This window comes from Hydrogenophaga pseudoflava (assembly GCF_004353865.1).
Taxonomy (GTDB): domain Bacteria; phylum Pseudomonadota; class Gammaproteobacteria; order Burkholderiales; family Burkholderiaceae_C; genus Hydrogenophaga; species Hydrogenophaga pseudoflava.
The window spans coordinates 4,639,898-4,659,229 of record NZ_CP037867.1 but is presented as its reverse complement, the minus strand read 5'-3'; the positions used below and the strand labels follow the sequence as shown (position 1 = coordinate 4,659,229).

Sequence of the window (19,332 nt, the reverse complement as noted above, 5' to 3'; positions counted from 1 at the left end):
GGGGCGGGACGTGGCGGCCGGCGTGGCGCGAAACGTAAAATCCGCACTTTACCGGAGCCGCCCGCCCGCGGGCTCCGGCTTCACCCGAGTCCCCTTCCAACAGCGCCCGCCCGGCGCGCACGAGAGCCTTCCCCATGAGCACACCCCTGGTTGGCGTCGTCATGGGTTCCAGCAGCGACTGGGACACCATGCAGCACGCCGTGCAGATCCTCAAAGACTTCGGCATCGCGCACGAGGCGCGCGTGGTCTCGGCCCACCGCATGCCCGACGACATGTTCGCCTACGCCGAAGCCGCCGCAGGCCGGGGGCTGAAGGCCATCATCGCCGGCGCCGGGGGCGCGGCCCACCTGCCGGGCATGATCGCCGCCAAGACGGTGGTGCCGGTGCTGGGCGTGCCCGTGATGTCCAAAGCGCTGTCGGGCGTGGACTCGCTGCACTCCATCGTGCAGATGCCCAAGGGCGTGCCGGTCGCGACCTTCGCCATCGGCCCCGCCGGTGCCGCCAACGCGGCGCTCTTCGCCGTGGCCCTGCTGGCCAACGAAGACCCGGCGCTGCGCCAGTGGCTGCTGGCTTTCCGCGCCGAGCAGACCGAAGCGGCCCGCAACATGACCCTGCCTGTCTGATCCCATGAGCCTCAAACCCCTCCTGCCCGGCGCCCTGTCAGACCGTGGCCAACAGATGACCCTGGGCGTCATGGGTGGCGGCCAGCTCGGCCGCATGTTCGTGCAAGCCGCCCAGGCCATGGGCTACTTCACCGCGGTGCTGGACCCCGATCCGGCCAGCCCGGCCGGCCTGGTGGCGCACTTCCATATCGAGACGCCCTACGACGACGAGCAGGGCCTGGCCCAGCTGATGCAGCGCTGCGACGCCATCACCACCGAGTTCGAGAACGTGCCGGCGCCCGCGCTCATCACCCTGGGCGCGCACCGCCCGGTGGCGCCCTCGGCCAACTGCGTGGCCGTGGCGCAGGACCGCATCCAGGAGAAGGCCCACTTCGTGCAGTGCGGCCCGATCAGCGGGGTCTACCCGGCGCCCTACGCGGCCATCGAGACGTCCGAGCTGCTGGCGGCGGTGCCGGCCGACCTGCTGCCCGGCATCATCAAGACCGCGCGCCTGGGGTACGACGGCAAGGGCCAGATCCGCGTGAAGAACCGCGAAGAACTCGCCGCCGCCTGGGAGCAGCTGGGCCGGGTGCCCTGCGTGCTGGAAAAGCTGATGCCGCTGCAAAGCGAGTGCTCGGTCATCGTGGCGCGCGGCGCCGACGGCCAGGTGGTCGCCTTCCCGGTGCAGAAGAACACCCACCGCGACGGCATCCTGGCGCTGACCGAGGTGTATGAGGGCGCGGTGCCGGCCGATCTGGCGGCGCGCGCGCAGGCCAGCACGGTGGCGATTGCGAACCACCTGAACTACGTTGGCGTGCTCTGCGTCGAGTACTTCGTGGTCGACAATGGCCAGGGCGGCAGCGACCTGATCGTCAACGAGATGGCGCCGCGGCCGCACAACAGCGGCCACTACACGCAGAACGCCTGCGACATGTCCCAGTTCGAGGCGCAGGTGCGCACCCTGGCCGGCCTGCCGCTGCCCGTGCCGCGCCAGCACAGCCCGGCCATCATGGTCAACCTGCTGGGCGACCTCTGGTTCAACCCCAATGGTGTGCGCAGTGCCGCCAGCGAACAGCCGGTGTCGCCGCCCTGGGCGCAGGTGCTGGCGCTGCCGGGCACCCATCTGCACCTGTACGGCAAGCTCAGCGCCCGCCCGGGCCGCAAGATGGGCCACCTGAACATCACCGGCGACTCGGTGGTGCAGGTGCGCGAGACGGCTTCCAAAGTCCTCGCCCTGCTCGGCCTGCCCGCGCTGGACTGAATCCCGTGCCCCTGACCCTGAACGCCAGCGATCCGGCGGCCATCGAGCAGGCCGCGCAGCGCCTGGCCGCGGGCGGCCTGGTGGGCATGCCGACCGAAACCGTCTACGGCCTGGCGGCCGATGCAGGCAACGCCAGCGCGGTGAGCCGCATCTTCACCGCCAAGGGCCGGCCCAGCGACCACCCGCTGATCGTGCACATCCCCCCGGCCGAAGCCGGCGACTGGCGCGCGTCGGTGGCGCAGCTGGCGCACAGCGTGCCGGACTTCGCCGTGGCGCTGATGGCCGCCTTCTGGCCGGGTCCGCTGACCCTGATCCTGCCGCGCCGGCCCGAGGTGGCCGCGGTGGCGGCCGGTGGCCAGGACTCGGTGGGCGTGCGCTGTCCGGCGCACCCGGTGGCGCAGTCGCTGCTCAAAGCCGCGCGCGCCCATGGCGTGCTGGGCGTGGCGGCGCCCAGCGCCAACCGCTTCGGCCGTGTCAGCCCGACCACGGCCGCGCACGTGGCCGAGGAGTTCGCCGAGCTGGGCGACGAACAACTGCTCATCCTCGACGGCGGCGCCTGCCCGGTGGGCATCGAATCGACCATCGTGGACTGCTCGCGCGGGCACCCGGTGCTGCTGCGACCGGGCATGCTCACGCCGGCGCAGATCGAGGCCGCCTGCGGTCAGCCCCTGCGCGAGCGCGACGAGGCGGCGCCCCGTGCCTCGGGCACGCTGGAGTCGCACTACGCGCCGCGCGCCAAGGTGCGGCTGATGTCGGGCGAGCAGATCCAGGCCGCGCTGGACGTACTGGGCCAGGACGCGAAGCACATCGCCGTGTACACCCGCACCACACAGCGGGCCGCCCGCGCCGTGGTGCAGCGCCGCATGCCGGCGGATGCCGCCGCCTGCGCGCAGGAGCTGTTCGCGGTGCTGCGCGAACTGGACGCCATCGGCGTGAAGCTGATCTGGGTCGAGACGCCGCCCGAAGGCGCCGAGTGGGACGGCGTTCGCGACCGGTTGCAGCGCGCCGCGGCCTGACGCGGGCGAATCTTTCCCTCAAGTTCGGCGGCGGTCGGCCGATAGCCCCTGCAGGATGCCCGTCAGGGCGCCTGCACCTCCGTCCGCCGAACCACCTGCGAGCCCGCCGTGAACCGCAACCACTTCGCTTTCCAGAGCGTCAGCGACGACCGTCTGGCCATCAACGACGCCACGAGACACCAGTACTACAGCACCATGCAGGCCGAGACCTGCGACGACGACCTGCTGCTGGCTGCGCTCAACCGCCGCAAGGCGCGCGCGCTGATCGCCCGCCGCGACCACCGCCGGCTGGGCATCGGGCTGGTGGTCCTGGCGGTGTGTGTCGTGCCCGCACTGGTCTGGTGGCTGGGCTGAACCCCCACCCGCGGCGGCTTCAGTCGGGCAGGGCGGCGGTCCACTCGACCAGGGTGTCGAGCGCCGGGCGTGCCGCCATGGCGTTCGGGTGGTTGATGAACCCGACCACCACGTAACGACCACCGTTGCCCGCGTTCACATAGCCGGCGATGCCGGTCACGTCGCGCAGCGTGCCGGTCTTGAGCCAGGCGTTGCCATAGGCCGGGCTGCCCGGCTCCCGGCCGACGCGGGCCGCCGTGCCCTTGACCCCGGCCACCGACAGCGACTGGACGAAGGTCGCGCCGCGGGGGTGGCGGGCCGCGTGCAGCAGCAGATCGCCCAGGGCCTCGGGCGTGATGCGCTCGATGCGCGAGAGGCCCGAGCCGTTTTCCATCACCGGCACGGTGTGGCGGATGCCGAAGGTGGTTCTCCACCAGCGCGCGACGATCTCGCGCGAACGCTCCAGCCGGCCCTGGCGTTCGGGCGTGAGCCGGCCGCGCGGCACGGTCATCGAATCCACCCGCGCGGGCGCCAGCTGCCCCAGCGTGAGGAACAGCTGCTGCGCCATCACGTTGTTGCTCCACTGGTTGACGTCCGCAATGATCTCCGACAGCGGCAGCGACCGGGCCTCGTGCAGCAGGCGGGCGCGGGACGGGGTGGGGCCCATGACCACCTTGCCGGTGAGCGCGCCGCCGCTGTTGCGCCACAGCCCTTCGAGGGCGCGCGCCGCGTAGCTGGCCGGGTCCTGGTAGGCCACCGGCCACTCCTTGTCGCCGCAGCCCACCGGGTAGCGGCCGGTGAAGCGGATCGCGTTGACATCGTCGAAACGGGCGCCGATGGCGCCGCGCCAGTCGCCGCAGCCGCCACCGCGCGCCAGCGGCAGCGTGGCGTCCACCGCCAGACCGGCCATCGGCGGCTCGCTGACCACGCGCGCCACGCCAGCGGCCGGGTCGGGAAAGAACTTGAGCACCACCGACTTGAAGTTCACCAGCAGCGCGTCGGGGCCGGCGTTGTAGGGCCGCAGCGCCTCGCCGTCGAAGGCGCCGGGGTCGCGCGGCGGCAGGTCGAAGGCGCTGTTGTCCAGCACCATGTCGCCCAGCACGACCACCACCCCCAGGTTCTGCAGCGCCTGGAAGGCGCCCTGGATGCGTTCGAGCACCAGCTTGGGGTCGCCGCCGCCCTTGATGTAGAGGTTGCCGCGCAGCGTGCCTTTGTCCACCACGCCGTCGGTGTAGAAGCGGGTCGACCAGGTGAAATCGGGGCCGAGCAGGTCCATCGCGGCGTAGGTGGTCACCAGCTTCATCACCGAGGCCGGGTTGACCGGCTGTTCGGTGTTGAAGCGCACCCGGGCGGCACCGGGGCCACCGACCGGCAGCACCAGGGCCGACATGGCCGCCGCGGGCACCTGGGCGCGCTGCAGGGCCGCCAGCACCGACGGTGGCAGGCCGGTCTGCACGGGGGGCTGGGGTGCCGCGGCGCGCGGACCGGCGGCTGGCAAGGCCGCAGGAGCGGTGGCGGATGGTGCGCCGGGGGCATGCAGGCCCGCCTCCGGGGTGAGCCGCAACTCGTCGGCCGACAGCTCCTGTTCCTGCGCCTGTGCGAGCGCACCGCCGCTGACCAGGGTCAGCAGCAGGCCGGTCAGCAGGGCGGTGTGCAGGGGGTGTCGCATGGAGTGCCGATTATGGGTCCGGGCCCCTCACGGATAATCCCCCGAATGCCTGTTTCCGACCTGCGTTTTCTGGCGATCGACTCCAGCACCGACACCCTGTCGGTGGCCCTGGGCTCGGGCGCGCCCGGCGAGACGCCGCTGGCGTTCACAGGACCGGGCGCGGCCCAGGCCTCGGCCACGCTGCTGCCGGCCGTGCAAACGCTGCTGGCGCAGGCGGGTTGGTCGCTGGCCTCGCTGGACGCCATCGTGTTCGGGCGCGGCCCGGGCTCGTTCACCGGCCTGCGCACCGCCTGTTCGGTCGCACAGGGCCTGGCCTACGGCGCGGGAGGGCGGCCGGTGCTGCCGGTGGACACCCTGCTGGCGCTGGCCGAATCGGCCCGGCTGCAGCGGGTCGCCGACGGCCAGGCCGTGCCCGCCGCGATCGCTGCCCTGCTGGACGCCCGCATGGACGAGATGTATGTGGCCCTGTACGCCTGCGGCCCCGACGGGTTGCGGACCGGGCCGCTGCAGGCGCCGCGCCTGTGTGCCCCGCAGGACCTGGGCGACTGGCTGCGTGGGGTGGCGCCAGACCAAGGGCGCGACGTCCTGCTGGCCGGCAATGTGTTCGAGGTGTACCGCGACCGGCTCGACCTGCCGGCGCTCCCCCGGCAGCCCGCGCTGCCCACGGCCCAGGCCCTGCTGTCGCTGGCGCCGGCGCTGATGGCGGCGGGCCACACGGTGGACGCGCGCGAAGCGCTGCCGCTGTACGTGCGCGACAAGGTTGCGCGCACCACGCTGGAGCGGGAGGGCCGGGCATGACCGCCCTGGCTGCGCCCTGGCCTGCGGCGGTCGCCGATCCCCAGCGCGGCCGCCGGGTGGCCTTCGAGCCCATGACGGACGCCGACCTGGACGCAGTCTGCGAGGTCGAGAAGACGGCCTACGCCCATCCCTGGTCGCGGCGCCATTTCGCCGATTCGCTGGCCAGCGGCCACCCCGCCGTGATGCTGCTGGCCGAGCCCCTGCCGGGTGAGGTGCCGCACCCCAAGCGTGGCGATGGCCGGGTGCTGCTGGGTTACCTGGTGGCCATGCCCGGCGTGGACGAGGTGCACCTGCTCAACATCACGGTCGCGCCCGCGCAGCAGCGCCAGGGCTGGGCGCGCTTCATGCTGGACGCCCTGGTGCTGTGGTCGCGCGGCCAGGGCGCGCAGTGGCTCTGGCTGGAGGTGCGTGCGGGCAACGAACCGGCGCGCACGCTCTACACCCGCTATGGTTTCCAGCAGGTGGGGCTGCGCCGCGGGTACTACCCGGCCGGGGGGCTGCAGCGCGAGGACGCGGTGGTGATGAGCCTGGACCTGGCGGTCCGTGGCCCGGGAGGCGGTGTATGACCGACGCCCACGACGACGCCACCTCGTTCGTGCCGCATCTGGACGCGCGCCAGCGCGCCATGCTGGCCGAGATGGGCGTGCGCGTCTGGGCGCCGCGCGCCGAGGCGGTCACGGCGGAGCTTGCGCCGGCCCCGGTGCCTGAGGTGTCCGCCCCGATGGCGCCCCCGCCGGTCGAGCCCCGTCCTCCCGCACATCCTGCGCCAGCCGCCGCGCCAAGAGCGGCTCCTGCGGCACCGGCCGTTGCGCCGGCCGCCCCGCCCACGGCCGCCGAGCGCCTGCGCCCGGCCGGTGTGGCGCAGATGGACTGGCCGGCGCTGCAGGCGGCCGTAGCCGGCTGCGAGGCCTGTGGCCTGTGCAAGACGCGCCGCAACACGGTGTTCGGTGTCGGCGACACCCGGACCGACTGGATGATCGTCGGCGAGGCGCCGGGCGAGAACGAGGACCTGCAGGGCGAGCCCTTCGTGGGCGCGGCCGGCCAGCTGCTGGACAACATGCTGCGCGCCGTCGGCCGCACCCGCAGCGGCGAAGGCACGAAAGGCGCCTACATCGCCAACGTGCTCAAGTGCCGCCCGCCCGCCAACCGCAACCCGCAGCCGCAGGAGGTCGCACAGTGCGAGCCCTACCTGGCGCGGCAGGTGGCGCTGGTGAAGCCCAAGATCATCGTGGCCATGGGGCGCTTTGCGGTCCAGTCGCTGCTGCGGACGGAGGAGCCCATCGGCCGCCTGCGCGGGCGCGTGCACCGCTACGAGGGCGTGCCGGTGATCGTGACCTACCACCCCGCCTACCTGCTGCGCACCCCGGCCGACAAGGCCAAGGCCTGGGAAGACCTGTGCCTGGCGATGGAGACGGCCGAAGGCCTCTGACGGTCCGGGGGCAGGGGTTCCCCCGGGTTGGCGGCCCGCGCCGGTCGCGCGATCCTGCGGTCATCACCAACGACGGGAGACCCCCATGACCCAGCTCTTCGACGCCCCCCTCATCGGCACCGGCCCGCGCAAGGTGCTGTGCCTGCATGGCTGGTTCGGCCATGCCCGCGGCTGGGGCCCCATGGTCCAGCACCTGGACAAGGACGCCTTCACCTACGCCTTCCTCGACCAGCGCGGCTACGGCCACCGCAAGGACAGCGGCGGCCCCTACACCATGGCCCAGATCGCGCAGGACGCGCTGGCGCTGGCCGACGCGCTGGGCTGGGACCGCTTTGCCCTGGTCGGGCATTCGATGGGCGGGCTGGCGATCCAGCAGCTGCTGGCCGACGCACCGCAGCGGGTGCAGGCCCTGGTGGGCGTGACCCCGGTGCCGGCCTCGGGTGTGCCTTTCGACGACGCGGGCTGGACCTTCTTCTCGGCCGCGGCCAAGGACGTGGGCACGCGCCGCGCCATCATCGACCTGACCACCGGCAACCGGCTCTCGGGCGTCTGGCTCGACGGCATGGCCCGGCGCTCGCTGCAGCACTCGGATGAAACCGCGGTGGCCGACTACCTGGTGGCCTGGGCCAAGACCTCGGTGCTGGACCGGGTGCAGGGTCAGACCCTGCCGGTGCTGGTGATCGCGGGCGAACACGACCCGGCGCTGGGCGCCGAGACCTGCAAGGCCACCTGGCTGCAGCACTACCCGAATGCCACGTTGGAGGTGATGGCCAACGCCGGCCACTACCCGATGGACGAGACGCCGATCGCGCTCGCGACGTCCATCGAACGTTTCCTGATGAAGGCGATGTGACTCAGGTGGCCGCGGTGGAGCGGGCGGGCCACAGCACCGTGGCGATCGAGAGCATCACCAGCGCCACGGCGGTCCAGTCCTGCCAGTGCAGCACCTCGCCCAGCCACCAGGCGCCGCTGAACACGCCCAGCACCGGGATGAACATCACCGACAGCGTGGACGCGATGGGCGGCAGCTCGCGCGCCAGCACCAGCCAGGCCACCTGCGCGAAGGCGAACACGCCGACCGCGTTGTAGGCGATGGCCGCCCACTGCGCGGGGTTGGGGGCCAGCCACTGGCCGCGCTCGAACAGCAGCGCCAGCGTCGACATCCACAGCGTGGTCGCCACCGTCATCCAGAAGCTGATCGCCAGCGTGGGCGCAGCGATGCGGGTACGGCGCATCAGCTGCGTGCCGACGGCCCAGGTGGCGGCGGCCACCAGCATCATCGCCACGCCCAGCGGCCGCCCCGAGAGGGTGGTGATCTCGTGCCACAGCAGCAGCACCACGCCCAGCGCGGCGGCGGCCACGCCGGCCCAGGCGCGCGTCACCAGCCGCTGACCGAACCACAGCGCGCCGATCACGGCCGAGAACACCGGCATGGTGTAGCCCAGGATGGCGGCGCGCCCGCTGGAGAGCGACTGGACCGCCAGGATCGCCAGTGTGTGCCAGAAGAACATGTTGAACACGGTGAGCAGGGCCAGCTCGGGCCAGTGTTCGCGACCGATGGTGAAGGGCACGCGGCGCAGCCACAGGAAGCCGCCCAGCAGCGGCAGCCCCAGCCACATGCACAGGGCGCGGAAGGTCAGCGGTGGAAAGCCGGTGACCCCGAACTTCATGATCGGCCAGTTGATGCCCCAGACCAGGGTGAGCAGGACGAGCAGAACGAGTTGCTGGCGGGAAAGCGACATGTGCAGAGCATCACGGTGATGGGGGCGGTTGTCGATGAAGCGGAACGGATTCTTAAGCGGATTTAATAAAATCGTCCGCTTTGCCCGAATCCGACGCCTCCGGTCGGTCGTGATTGTTGTCCAACCAACGCCCGCCGGCCCATGGAAATCATCTGGTATCTGGAATTCATCGCACGGTTCTCGCTCAACCTGGGCGCAGCCAGTGTGCTGATGTTTGGCCTTTATTACAGAAGGCACCACAACCGCGACACCGCGGTCTCCGCCCTGCTGCTCAACGTGTTCGTGTTCGCCGTGCTCACGGTGCTGGCAGACGTGCAGTTCTCGCTGGCGGCGGGTTTTGGCCTGTTCGCGATCCTGGCGCTGTTCACGCTGCGCTCCGAGCAGCTGTCCCGGGTGGACATCGCCTACTTCTTCGGCAGCGCCTCGATGGCGGTGCTGTTCGCCATCAACGCGATCGACCGCGGCCTGATGCTCATCATCATCCTGGCGATGCTGGCCTCGGTTTACGTGCTGGACCACCCCAGGCTCAGCCGCCCGTTGCGCAGCACGCGCATCAAGCTGGACATGGACCGCAGCTTCGACGTGGGCGACGAGGCCGCGGTGGTCGAGGCCGTGGGCCGCCAGACCGGGCTGAAGGCGCAGCGCGTGCAGCTGGTGCGGGTGTGCGGCATCACCGAGACCGTGGAGCTGCAGGTTGAGTACTGATCGTCCGGGCGCCGTCCCCGCGTCCCGGCTGGCCGGCTTCGCCGCCATCGGCCTGGCCGAGCTGAACGGGCAGGCCGCCTTGCTCAAGCGGCTGGAGCGCAAGTACGTGCTGGACCCGGCGGCGCTGGACGGCCTGTTCGACGTGCTGCGCTTCAGCCACACGGTGCTGGAAATCGACGGCCTGCGCTCGCACGGCTACCAGAGCCGCTACTACGACACGCCCGACCTGCTGTGCTTCCGGGCCCACAACCAGGGCCGGGCCAACCGCTTCAAGCTGCGCATCCGGCGCTACGAGGACAGCGGCCTGGCCTTCTGCGAGCTCAAGGAAAAGACCCGGGTGGCGGCGACCGCCAAGTCGCGCGTGCCCCTGAGCGACCCGTCGGACCTCGGCGACGACTTCGGCGGCCTGCTCGGCCGCATCCGGCAGATCGCCGGCGCCGCGGCCGACCGCTGCTTCCTGCCGACGCTGGACGTGAGCTACCGGCGCATCACCCTGTTCGACGCGCGCGACCAGACCCGGGTCACCATCGACACCGGCCTGTCGTTCGGCCATGCCACCGAACCCGGGGTCCACCAGAGCACGGGCAGCGTGATCGTCGAGGTCAAGTCGGCGCGGCCGATGTCGCTGACCGACCGCCTGCTGCGCGATGCCGGCCTGCGGCCGCAGACGCAGATGTCCAAGTACTGCATCGGCCTGCTGGCGTGCGGGCTCTGGACCGGTGCCAGCCGCTTCGGCGCCAACCACCGGCGGCTGGACTGCCAGCCGGTGGCGCCTGCCGCCCTGTTGGTGGCCGCGGCGGGGGTGGCGGCATGAGGTTACTGACCGGTCTGGGCCAGGCCCTGCGCGGGCTGGTGCTGCTGCTGGCCTGTGCCTGCTGGCCGGCGCAGGCGGCCGACATCATCAGCCCGCCGCAGTTCTCGCACGAGGCGGGGTTCCATCCCTACACCTTCAAGCTCAAGCTCTACCACCCCGACGCCGGGGTCTCGATCTTCTACACGCTGGACGGTTCGACGCCCTACGTGCAGTTCCCCTACGAGCGCAGCTTCCAGTACAAGACCGCCTACCGCCGCTCGCCGCGCAGCAAGGACGGTGTGCTGGAAAAAGGGCGGCTGGTGACGCTGCCGTACCGCGGGCCGATCAAGCTCTCCCGCGTGATGAGCGGCGCGGGCCGCTACGCCCGCATCCCCACCAGCTACGGCGACCAGCCGGTGGCGCATCTGCCACCGGCACCCCCCGGCGCGGACCCCTATGGGCTGCAGCGGGTGTGGGACGAGTTCCTGGAGTACTCGCGCAATGGGATCGACGCCTGGGCGGGTGCAGACCCGGCGCAGGCGCTGGTGCACCCCCGCGCCAGCGATGGTCAGGTGGACCGGGCCGTGGTGGTGCGGGCGGTGGCGGTCGGTCCGCGCGGCGAGCGCAGCCACGTCGTGACCCGCAGCTTCTTCTTCGGCAACCCGGCGCGTTTTGGTCTGCCGGTGGTCGCGCTCACGGCCGATCCCGAGGACCTGTTCGGTTACGAACAGGGCGTGCTGGTGGCCGGGCGGCGCTTCGACGCCTGGCGCGAACGGCATCCGCACCACACCGCCACCGCGGGCACGGCCGATGCCAACTGGCGCGACGAGGGCGACAGCTCCGAGCGTGCCGTGCACGTCGAATACCTGGGCATGGAAAACGGCCGGCTGCAGTCCCAGCCGGCCGCGCAGTCGGCGGGTCTGCGGGTGCACGGGGCCTTCAGCCGGGCGGCGACCAACAAGTCCATGCGCCTGCACGCGCGCAAGCGCTACGGCCAGGACGACATGGACGCGTTCGGCACCATGGACCGGCCGTTCCCGGCCAAGCAGGTCATCCTGCGCAACGCGGGCAACGACCGCACAGGGGCGCTGTTCCGGGACGCCGTGCTGCACCGGGTGTTGGACGGTCTGCACCTGGAGGTCTCGCGCAGCCGACCGGTGTCGGTGTTTGTGAACGGTGAGTACTGGGGGCTGTTCAACCTGCGCGAGCGCCTGGGCGATGACCACTTCGCCGGGCTGGCCGGGGTCAAGGATTCGGACATCGAGCTCAGCCGCAACTACGGCGTCACCGAGGAGCAGCCGGGCATGGCGCCCGAATGGCTGGACCTGATCGGGCGCATCGAGGCCGCCACGGCGGCGGGCCGGCCGGTGGGGCCGGTGGCCGAGGCCGAGATGGACCTGGCCAGCTACATCGACCTGCACATCGCGCAGATCTACGTCGGCAACATCGACTGGCCCTTCAACAACATGCAGGCCTGGCGCGTGCGTCCGTCGGCCTCGGTGCCCCCGCGGGCCCAGGCACACCGCAAATGGCACTGGCCGGCCAACGACATGGACGCCTCCTTCCACGTGCCGGGCACCCCCAAGCTCACCGACATGCTGTCGGAGCAGGGGCCGCGCGGCCGGCCGGACCTGGCCTGGAGCACCCGGCTGTTCCGCGCGCTGATGAAGGACCCGGCGGTCCGGGCGCGGTTCCTGCAGCGCTATGTGGACCTGCTGAACACCCGCTTCGCACCGGAGCGCGTGCACCGATTCGTCGACCAGTACCGCGGGGAGATCGCCACCGAAGTGCCGCACCACATCAACCGCTGGCGCGTGCCGGCCGACGTGGCGGCCTGGGAGCGCTCGGTCCGCCACGTCAAGGGGTTTGCCAGCCAGCGGGTGGGGGCGCAACTGGCGGAGTTCCAGTCGCTGTTCGGGCTGGAGGCGCCGGTGGCGATCCAGCTGGGGCCGCTGGTGCCGGGCGCGGTGCTGCAGGTCAACGGTATGCGCCACGAGGGCGATCCGTCGCAGCCGGTGACGCTGCGCTACTTCAAGGGCATGGCGCTGAAGATCGAGGTGCTCGAAGGCCCGTGCCGCCGCGTCCAGGGCTGGCAGGGACAGGGCGTCCGTGCGGCCTCGCTGGACTTGGTGGTGGACCAGCCGCTGGTGCTGCGGCCCGTGCTGGGCCCGTCCTGCGAGCCGGCGGGCACCGCCGCGCGACCGCAGGGTTCGTAAAATTCGGGCATGACCTTCCTCGACATGCTGGGCGCGGCAGAGCGCCAGAACCAGTCCCTGCTCTGCGTCGGCCTCGACCCCGATCCGGCCAAGTTCCCCGCGGCGATGAAGGGCGACGCCTCGAAGATCTACGACTTCTGCGCCGCCATCGTCGAGGCCACGGCCGACGCCGTGATCGCCTTCAAGCCGCAGATCGCCTACTTCGCCGCGCACCGCGCCGAAGACCAGCTCGAAAAACTCATGCGGCACATGAAGGCGGTGGCACCGCAGGTGCCGGTGATCCTGGACGCCAAGCGCGGCGATATCGGCAGCACCGCCGAGCAGTACGCCATCGAGGCGTTTGAACGCTACGGCGCCGACGCGGTGACGCTCTCGCCCTTCATGGGATTCGATTCGGTGCAGCCCTACCTGAAGTACCACGGCAAGGGTGCCTTCCTGCTCTGCCGCACCTCCAACCCCGGTGGCGACGACCTGCAGAACCAATTCTTGGCCTTCACGGAAGGCACCCCGCGTGTCTACGAACACATCGCCCGACTGGCGCAAGGTCCGTGGAACCTCAATGGTCAGCTCGGCCTGGTGGTCGGTGCCACCTATCCTGATGAAATCGAACGGGTTCGAGAGATTGCGCCGACGCTGCCGCTGCTGATTCCCGGCGTGGGCGCACAGGGCGGCGACGCGGTGGCCACGATCCGCGCCGGTTACCGCACGCAGGGCGGGGCGACCACTGGCCCGGTGATCGTCAACAGCTCGCGCGCCGTGCTCTACGCCTCGGGCGGTACCGACTTTGCGGCCGCCGCGCGCGCCGAGGCGCTGCGCACGCGCGAGGTCCTGAACGCGGCCAAAGCCTGAGCGGGGGGCGACCATGAAACTCTATGTGTCGCCGCGCGCCCCCAACCCGCGCCGGGTGCAGATGTTCCTGGCCGAAAAGGGCATCGACCTGGCCGCGGCCGGCATCGAACTGGTGAACGTCGACCTCAACGCCCAGGAACACAAGAGCGCCGCCTTCCGCGCCAAGAGTCCGCTGGCGCGCATCCCCGCGCTGGAATTCGACGACGGGCGCGTGCTGACCGAAACCCGGGCCATCTGCACCTGGATCGAAGGGCAGCACCCCGAGCCCAACCTGATGGGCGTGGACGCCACCGAGCGGGCCTTCATCGAGATGGCCGACCGGCGCATCGAGTGGTACTTCCTGCTGCCCATCGCCAACTGCGTGCGCCACACCCACCCAGGCCTGGCGCCGCTGGAGCAGCCGCAGTTCCCCGACTTCGGCCGCTCGCAGGGCGAGAAGCTGCGCGAGACCGCGGCCTGGCTTGATGCCGAGCTGCAGCGCCAGCCCTGGATGGCGGGCGAGCGCTTCACCATCGCCGACATCACTGCGTTCTGTGCCATCGAGTTCGCGAAACTGATGCGCTTCAACGCCGGCGAGCAAGGGTTTTCCGCCTTGCAAGCCTGGCGCGACCGGGTCGCGCAGCGCCCCGCCGCACGGGCCTGAACCCAATGCCGGACGCCCCGCCGGGGCATCCGTGGGGCCCTTCATGTTGGGTGGCTATGATCTGCGCCCATGCTGTCCATTTGTCATCGCTCGGGCCTGGGTCTGGTTTTGTGTGCGTCCGCCGTCGCCGCGTCCGCTGCCGACGATGACTGGCTCACCATCGAAGGCGATTACCTGATCGGCGCCTCGGTCGTGTCCGGCAACGGACACATCGGCGATGCACCGGTGCGTTACGACTTCAAGCCCATGTGGGCCTTCCAGCTGGGGCCTTTCCGGGTGTCGCGCTCCCGCGCCTCCAGCCTGCTCAAGGCGGGCCGGGAGGAACTGGAAACCGGGGTCAGCGCCGACTTCGGCATCTTCAACGACTGGCGCCTGGGCGCTTCCCTGCGCATGGACAACGGGCGCGACTTCGGTGGCGACCCCCGCTTTCGCGGCCTGCCCGACATTCCGTCCACTCTGCGCGCCCGCATTTCCACCGGCTCGGCGCTGGGCGAGCGCTGGAGCTGGAGCACCAGCATCGACAAGGACCTGCTGGGGCGGCGGGGCGGGTCCCGGCTGTCGGCCGGGCTCGGCTACCGCCACCCGTTGACGGAACACAGCTACTGGGACTTCGGGCTGGGCGCGACCTACGGCAACGAGACCTACCTGCAGACCCACTACGGCATCACGCCCGAAACGGCCCAGAGCGTCGGGCGTTCGCCCTTCACCCTCAGCAGTGGCTGGGAGAACATGCGCACCAGCCTGCAGTACACCCATGTGCTGAGCGAGCACTGGGTGCTGTTCGGTGGCCTGGACCTCTCGCGCATGCTGTCGGCGCCCTCGCGCAGCCCACTGGTGGGCCGCAAGACCACGCATTCGATCAGCGCCGGCATCGCTTTCCGCGGCAAGCGCTGATCCTCAGCGACTGAGCAAGCGCGCCAGATAGCGCCCGGTGTGGCTGGCCTCGCAGGCCGCCACGTCTTCCGGCGTGCCCTGCACCACCACCGTGCCACCGCCCGAGCCGCCTTCGGGGCCCATGTCGATCAGCCAGTCGGCGGTCTTGATCACATCAAGGTTGTGCTCGATCACGACGATGGTGTTGCCCGCGTCGCGCAGCTGGTGCAAGACCTTGAGCAGCAGCTCGATGTCGGCGAAGTGCAGGCCGGTGGTCGGCTCGTCCAGGATGTAGAGCGTGCGGCCGGTGTCGCGCTTGCTCAGCTCCTGGGCCAGCTTGACGCGCTGCGCCTCACCGCCCGAGAGCGTGGTGGCGCTCTGGCCCAGGCGCACATAGCTCAGGCCCACGTCCAGCAGGGTCTGCAGCTTGCGGTGCAGGGTGGGCACGGCGCTGAAGAACTCGGCCGCCTGCTCAACCGTCATGTCCAGGATCTGCGCGATGTTGCGGCCCTTGTACTGGACCTCCAGCGTCTCGCGGTTGTAGCGCCGGCCGTGGCAGACCTCGCAAGGCACATAGACATCGGGCAGGAAGTGCATCTCCACCTTGACCACGCCGTCGCCCTGGCAGGCCTCGCAGCGGCCGCCGGCCACGTTGAAGGAAAAGCGCCCCGGTCCGTAGCCGCGTTCGCGCGCGGTCGGCACCTCGGCCATCAGCTCGCGGATGCCGGTGAACAGGCCGGTGTAGGTGGCCGGGTTGCTGCGCGGTGTGCGGCCGATGGGGCTCTGGTCGACGTTGATGACCTTGTCGAAGTGTTCGATGCCTTCGATGGCCTCGTGCTCGGCCGGTTCGTCGTGCGAACGGTAGAGCGTGCGCGCCACGGCGGCGTAGAGGGTGTCGTTCACCAGCGTCGATTTGCCCGATCCCGAAACGCCGGTCACGCAGGTCAGCAGCCCCACCGGGAAGGCCACGCTCACGTCTTTGAGGTTGTGGCCCCTGGCGCCGCGCACGCGGATTTCCTGAAGCGCGCCCAGCGTGGCCTCGTGCGCTGCCTGGCGTTCGGCGCGGCGTTCGGCGGCCGGGCTCATGGGAAAGCGGGACTTGGCCGCCGAAGCCTTGGGGTCGGCCTTCTCCTCGGGCTTGATGACCGGCAGCCAGGGCGTGCGCCGCGTGGGCACGGCGATTTCTTTCGCGCCGCTGAGGTACTGGCCGGTGAGTGAGTTGGGGTCGGCCATCACCACCGCCGGCGTGCCCTGCGACATCACGCGCCCGCCGTGCACACCCGCACCGGGGCCGATGTCGATCACGTGGTCGGCGGTGCGGATCATGTCCTCGTCGTGCTCGACCACCAGCACGGTGTTGCCCAGGTCGCGCAGGTGCTGCAGCGTGCCGATCAGGCGGTCGTTGTCGCGCTGGTGCAGGCCGATGCTGGGCTCGTCCAGCACGTACATCACGCCACTCAGACCGCTGCCGATCTGGCTGGCCAGGCGGATGCGCTGGGCCTCGCCGCCGCTCAGGGTGTCGGCGCTGCGGTCCAGGCTCAGGTAGTTCAGGCCCACGTCGTTGAGGAACTTCAGGCGCTGGCGGATTTCGTTCACCACGCGCGCGGCGATGTCGGCTTTTGCGCCCTGCAGTTCGAGGCGGCGGAAGTAGTCCAGCGCCTCGCCCAGGGTGATGTGGCTGACCTTGTAGATGGGCTGGCGTTGTTCGCCTTCACCGACGAACACATGGCGCGCCTCCTTGCGCAGCCGCGTGCCGCCGCATTCGGGGCAGGGCTGGGTGCTGCGGTAACGTGCGAGCTCCTCGCGCACGGCCACGCTGTCGGTCTCGCGGTAGCGGCGCTCGAAGTTGCGGATGATGCCTTCGAAGGGGTGTTTCTTGGCGATCTTCTTGCCGGCGCGCTCGCCCGATTCCAGCGCGTAGCTGAACTTGATCTCTTCTTCGCCCGAGCCGTAGAGCAGCACCTGCTGCACCTTCTCGGGCAGGCTTTCCCAGGCCGCCTCGGCATCGAACTTGTAGTGCGCGGCGATGCTCTCGATCATCGCGAAGTAGTAGCCGTTGCGCCGGTCCCAGCCCTTGATGGCGCCGCTGGCCAGGCTGAGTGTGGGGAAGGCGACCACGCGCTCGGGGTCGAACACCTCGGTGTGGCCGATGCCGTCGCAGGCCGGGCAGGCGCCCAGCGGCGAGTTGAAGGAGAACAGGCGCGGCTCCAGCTCGCCCACCGTGTGGGTGCAGGCCGGGCAGGCGAACTTGGCCGAAAACGCCTGTTCCGCGCCGGTGTCCATGTCCACCGTCAGTGCGCGGCCCTCGGCCAGGCGCAGGGCGGCTTCGAAGCTCTCGGCCAGCCGCTGTCGCTGCGGGTTCGTGCCTTCCTCGTCGGCCGAGCGCACCTTGATGCGGTCGATCACCACGTCGATGTTGTGCTTCTCGGTTTTCTTCAGTGCCGGCAGGGCCTCGGCCTCCACCACCTCGCCGTTGAGGCGGAAGCGCACATAGCCCTGGGCCTGCATCTCGGCGAACAGGTCGGCGAACTCGCCCTTCTTCTCGCGCGCCACCGGCGCCAGGATCATCAGCTTCGTGCCCTCGGGCAATGCGAGGACGGTGTCCACCATCTGCGCCACGCTCTGCGAGGCCAGCGGCAGGTCGTGGTCCGGGCAGTAGGGCGTGCCGGCGCGGGCGTAGAGCAGGCGCAGGTAGTCGTGGATCTCGGTCACCGTGCCCACGGTCGAGCGCGGGTTGTGGCTGGTGGCCTTCTGCTCGATGGCGATCGCGGGCGACAGGCCCTCGATCAGGTCCACGTCGGGCTTGTCCATCAGCTGCAGGAACTGCCGGGCGTAGGCGCTCAGGCTCTCCACATAACGTCGCTGGCCTTCGGCGTACAGCGTGTCAAACGCCAGGCTGGACTTGCCCGAACCCGACAGACCGGTGATCACCACCAGAGACTGCTTGGGGATGTCCAGGTCGATGTTCTTGAGGTTGTGCGTGCGCGCGCCGCGCACCGACAGGGTGGTGGCGGTGGGGTGGGCGGCGGGGGCGGTGAGCTTGGAATCCACGGGAGGGGCATCAGATGGGCAACCCGACATGATAAGAGGCCGGTCCTTTCCCGGCCAAACCCCGGGGCGCGCCATGACCGACAATCACGCCTTTGCCTCGACCGCACATTCCGCCGTGTCCCCGACCACCGCCACCCCGGATTCGACCGACTCCTCCCGCATGACACCCGACGAGCGCCGCGCCAGCGCCTCACTGGCCCTGGTGTTCGCGCTGCGCATGCTGGGCCTGTTCATCGTGCTGCCGGTGTTCGCGCTCGAGGCCGCCCGCCTGCCCGGCGGCGACGATCCGGCGCGGGTGGGCTTCGCCATGGGCCTGTATGGCCTGACCCAGGCCTTCCTCCAGATCCCCTTCGGCACCGCGTCCGACCGCTTCGGCCGCAAGCGCACCATCGTCGCCGGCCTGCTGCTGTTCGCGGTGGGCAGTGCCATCGCCGCCTGGGCGCCGGACCTCACCTGGCTGGCCGTCGGCCGCGCGGTGCAGGGCGCGGGCGCCATCTCGGCCGCGGTCACCGCCTTTCTGGCCGACGTCACGCGCGACGCCGTGCGCACCAAGGCCATGGCCATGGTGGGCGCCAGCATCGCGTTGATGTTCGCGCTGTCGCTGGTGATCGCCCCGCTGCTGGCCGGCTGGGTTGGCCTCTCGGGCATCTTCACCATGACCTGCGCGCTGGCGCTGCTGGGCATCGCCGTGGTGCTGTGGGTGGCACCACCCGAGCCGGTGGTTCACAAGCCGTCGGACATGCAGCAGGTGCGCGGCGGCCTGGGCGAGGTGCTGCGCCACGCCGGCCTGCTGCGCCTGAACCTGGGGGTGTTCGTGCTGCACGCGGTGCAACTGGCCATGTGGATGGCGCTGCCTGCGCTGCTGGTGGACGCCGGACTGGCCAAGGCGGACCACTGGCAGGTCTACCTGCCCGCGGTGGCGGCCTCGCTGCTGGTCATGGGCGGCGTGCTGTTCCCCATGGAGCGCAAAGGCCGGTTGCGCGCGGCCTTCCTGGTGTCCATCGGCCTGATCCTGGCGGTGCAGCTGGGCCTGTGGGCCGTGGCCGGCGCAGCACCGGGCCTGTGGACCCTGGGCGGCCTGCTGTTCGTGTTCTTCATCGGTTTCAACATGATGGAAGCCAGCCAGCCCAGCCTCGTGTCCAAGCTGGCGCCGGCCCATGCGCGCGGCGCCGCGCTGGGGGTCTACAACACGCTGCAGTCGGTGGGTTTCTTTGTCGGCGGCGCCGTCGGCGGCTGGCTGGCCCGCACCCAGGGGCCGACTGGCCTGTTCGCCGCCTGTGCGGTGGCGACGCTGGTCTGGTTCGTGGTGGCCTGGCCGATGAAGGCGCCCGCGCCGAAGGGCTGAAACACCG

Annotated in this window: 18 protein-coding genes; 15 read left to right on the top strand and 3 right to left on the bottom strand. The window is 70.7% G+C overall.

Translation table 11 applies throughout. The features are described 5' to 3' along the window. Window positions 1-134: 134 nt before the first annotated feature. From purE to HPF_RS22375, 4 genes are all read left to right on the top strand, one after another. On the top strand, window positions 135-623 hold the full coding sequence (gene purE, locus HPF_RS22390; RefSeq protein WP_066157005.1) for a 5-(carboxyamino)imidazole ribonucleotide mutase: 489 nt from the start codon (window positions 135-137) through the stop codon (window positions 621-623). A 4-nt stretch (window positions 624-627) separates the two neighbouring features. Beyond that, window positions 628-1,863, top strand: coding sequence for a 5-(carboxyamino)imidazole ribonucleotide synthase (locus tag HPF_RS22385; RefSeq protein ID WP_133157869.1), 1,236 nt, complete (start codon window positions 628-630; stop codon window positions 1,861-1,863). An 11-nt stretch (window positions 1,864-1,874) separates the two neighbouring features. After that, on the top strand, window positions 1,875-2,879 hold the full coding sequence (locus tag HPF_RS22380) for an L-threonylcarbamoyladenylate synthase (RefSeq protein WP_133158213.1): 1,005 nt from the start codon (window positions 1,875-1,877) through the stop codon (window positions 2,877-2,879). Between the two features lie 108 nt (window positions 2,880-2,987). Continuing rightward, entirely contained in the window at window positions 2,988-3,233 is a 246-nt protein-coding gene (locus HPF_RS22375) for a hypothetical protein (protein WP_066157000.1), read from the top strand. A gap of 19 nt (window positions 3,234-3,252) precedes the next feature. On the opposite strand, the gene dacB is transcribed toward HPF_RS22375, so the two are convergent. Further along, window positions 3,253-4,881, bottom strand: a complete 1,629-nt coding sequence (gene dacB / locus HPF_RS22370; RefSeq protein ID WP_133157868.1) for a D-alanyl-D-alanine carboxypeptidase/D-alanyl-D-alanine endopeptidase — start codon at window positions 4,879-4,881, stop codon at window positions 3,253-3,255. A gap of 45 nt (window positions 4,882-4,926) precedes the next feature. Here dacB and tsaB point away from each other — a divergent pair, with 45 nt between their 5' ends. The 4 genes from tsaB to HPF_RS22350 all read left to right on the top strand — a co-directional run bounded on the left by tsaB (window position 4,927) and on the right by HPF_RS22350 (window position 7,961). Further along, the gene (gene tsaB, locus HPF_RS22365) at window positions 4,927-5,679 is read left to right on the top strand and encodes a tRNA (adenosine(37)-N6)-threonylcarbamoyltransferase complex dimerization subunit type 1 TsaB (protein WP_207959246.1); all 753 of its coding nucleotides are present in this window, start codon (window positions 4,927-4,929) and stop codon (window positions 5,677-5,679) included. Continuing rightward, the gene (rimI, locus tag HPF_RS22360) at window positions 5,676-6,245 is read left to right on the top strand and encodes a ribosomal protein S18-alanine N-acetyltransferase (RefSeq protein ID WP_133157867.1); all 570 of its coding nucleotides are present in this window, start codon (window positions 5,676-5,678) and stop codon (window positions 6,243-6,245) included. Before tsaB ends, rimI begins: the two co-directional genes overlap by 4 nt. After that, a complete protein-coding gene (locus tag HPF_RS22355) occupies window positions 6,242-7,108 on the top strand; it encodes a uracil-DNA glycosylase (protein ID WP_133157866.1) in 867 nt (288 codons plus the stop codon). The genes rimI and HPF_RS22355 overlap by 4 nt, the downstream gene beginning before the upstream one ends. A gap of 85 nt (window positions 7,109-7,193) precedes the next feature. After that, the gene (locus HPF_RS22350) at window positions 7,194-7,961 is read left to right on the top strand and encodes an alpha/beta fold hydrolase (RefSeq protein ID WP_066156988.1); all 768 of its coding nucleotides are present in this window, start codon (window positions 7,194-7,196) and stop codon (window positions 7,959-7,961) included. A gap of 1 nt (window position 7,962) precedes the next feature. On the opposite strand, the gene HPF_RS22345 is transcribed toward HPF_RS22350, so the two are convergent. Further along, entirely contained in the window at window positions 7,963-8,850 is an 888-nt protein-coding gene (locus tag HPF_RS22345) for a DMT family transporter (protein ID WP_127805746.1), read from the bottom strand. A gap of 141 nt (window positions 8,851-8,991) precedes the next feature. On the opposite strand from HPF_RS22345, the gene HPF_RS22340 reads away from it, so the two are divergent. The 6 genes from HPF_RS22340 (at window position 8,992) to HPF_RS22315 (ending at window position 14,950) form a co-directional block, all read left to right on the top strand. Then, window positions 8,992-9,555, top strand: a complete 564-nt coding sequence (locus tag HPF_RS22340; protein WP_127805747.1) for a DUF4956 domain-containing protein — start codon at window positions 8,992-8,994, stop codon at window positions 9,553-9,555. Beyond that, window positions 9,545-10,369 carry a polyphosphate polymerase domain-containing protein gene (locus tag HPF_RS22335; protein ID WP_133157865.1) on the top strand — a complete coding sequence of 275 codons (825 nt, stop codon included), beginning with the start codon at window positions 9,545-9,547 and terminating at the stop codon, window positions 10,367-10,369. Before HPF_RS22340 ends, HPF_RS22335 begins: the two co-directional genes overlap by 11 nt. Beyond that, window positions 10,366-12,564, top strand: a complete 2,199-nt coding sequence (locus HPF_RS22330) for a CotH kinase family protein (RefSeq protein WP_133157864.1) — start codon at window positions 10,366-10,368, stop codon at window positions 12,562-12,564. The genes HPF_RS22335 and HPF_RS22330 overlap by 4 nt, the downstream gene beginning before the upstream one ends. 9 nt (window positions 12,565-12,573) lie before the next feature. After that, on the top strand, window positions 12,574-13,413 hold the full coding sequence (pyrF, locus tag HPF_RS22325; RefSeq protein ID WP_207959244.1) for an orotidine-5'-phosphate decarboxylase: 840 nt from the start codon (window positions 12,574-12,576) through the stop codon (window positions 13,411-13,413). Window positions 13,414-13,426: 13 nt separating this feature from the next. Next, a complete protein-coding gene (locus HPF_RS22320; RefSeq protein WP_066156971.1) occupies window positions 13,427-14,056 on the top strand; it encodes a glutathione S-transferase family protein in 630 nt (209 codons plus the stop codon). Window positions 14,057-14,125: 69 nt separating this feature from the next. Continuing rightward, window positions 14,126-14,950, top strand: coding sequence for a MipA/OmpV family protein (locus tag HPF_RS22315; protein ID WP_066156969.1), 825 nt, complete (start codon window positions 14,126-14,128; stop codon window positions 14,948-14,950). A gap of 3 nt (window positions 14,951-14,953) precedes the next feature. Here HPF_RS22315 and uvrA read toward each other — a convergent pair whose 3' ends face one another. Further along, complete coding sequence (gene uvrA, locus HPF_RS22310; RefSeq protein ID WP_133157863.1) at window positions 14,954-18,010, bottom strand: excinuclease ABC subunit UvrA; 3,057 nt, start codon at window positions 18,008-18,010, stop codon at window positions 14,954-14,956. A 130-nt stretch (window positions 18,011-18,140) separates the two neighbouring features. On the opposite strand from uvrA, the gene HPF_RS22305 reads away from it, so the two are divergent. Beyond that, complete coding sequence (locus HPF_RS22305) at window positions 18,141-19,325, top strand: MFS transporter (RefSeq protein ID WP_066157172.1); 1,185 nt, start codon at window positions 18,141-18,143, stop codon at window positions 19,323-19,325. The last annotated feature ends 7 nt before the right edge of the window (window positions 19,326-19,332 follow it).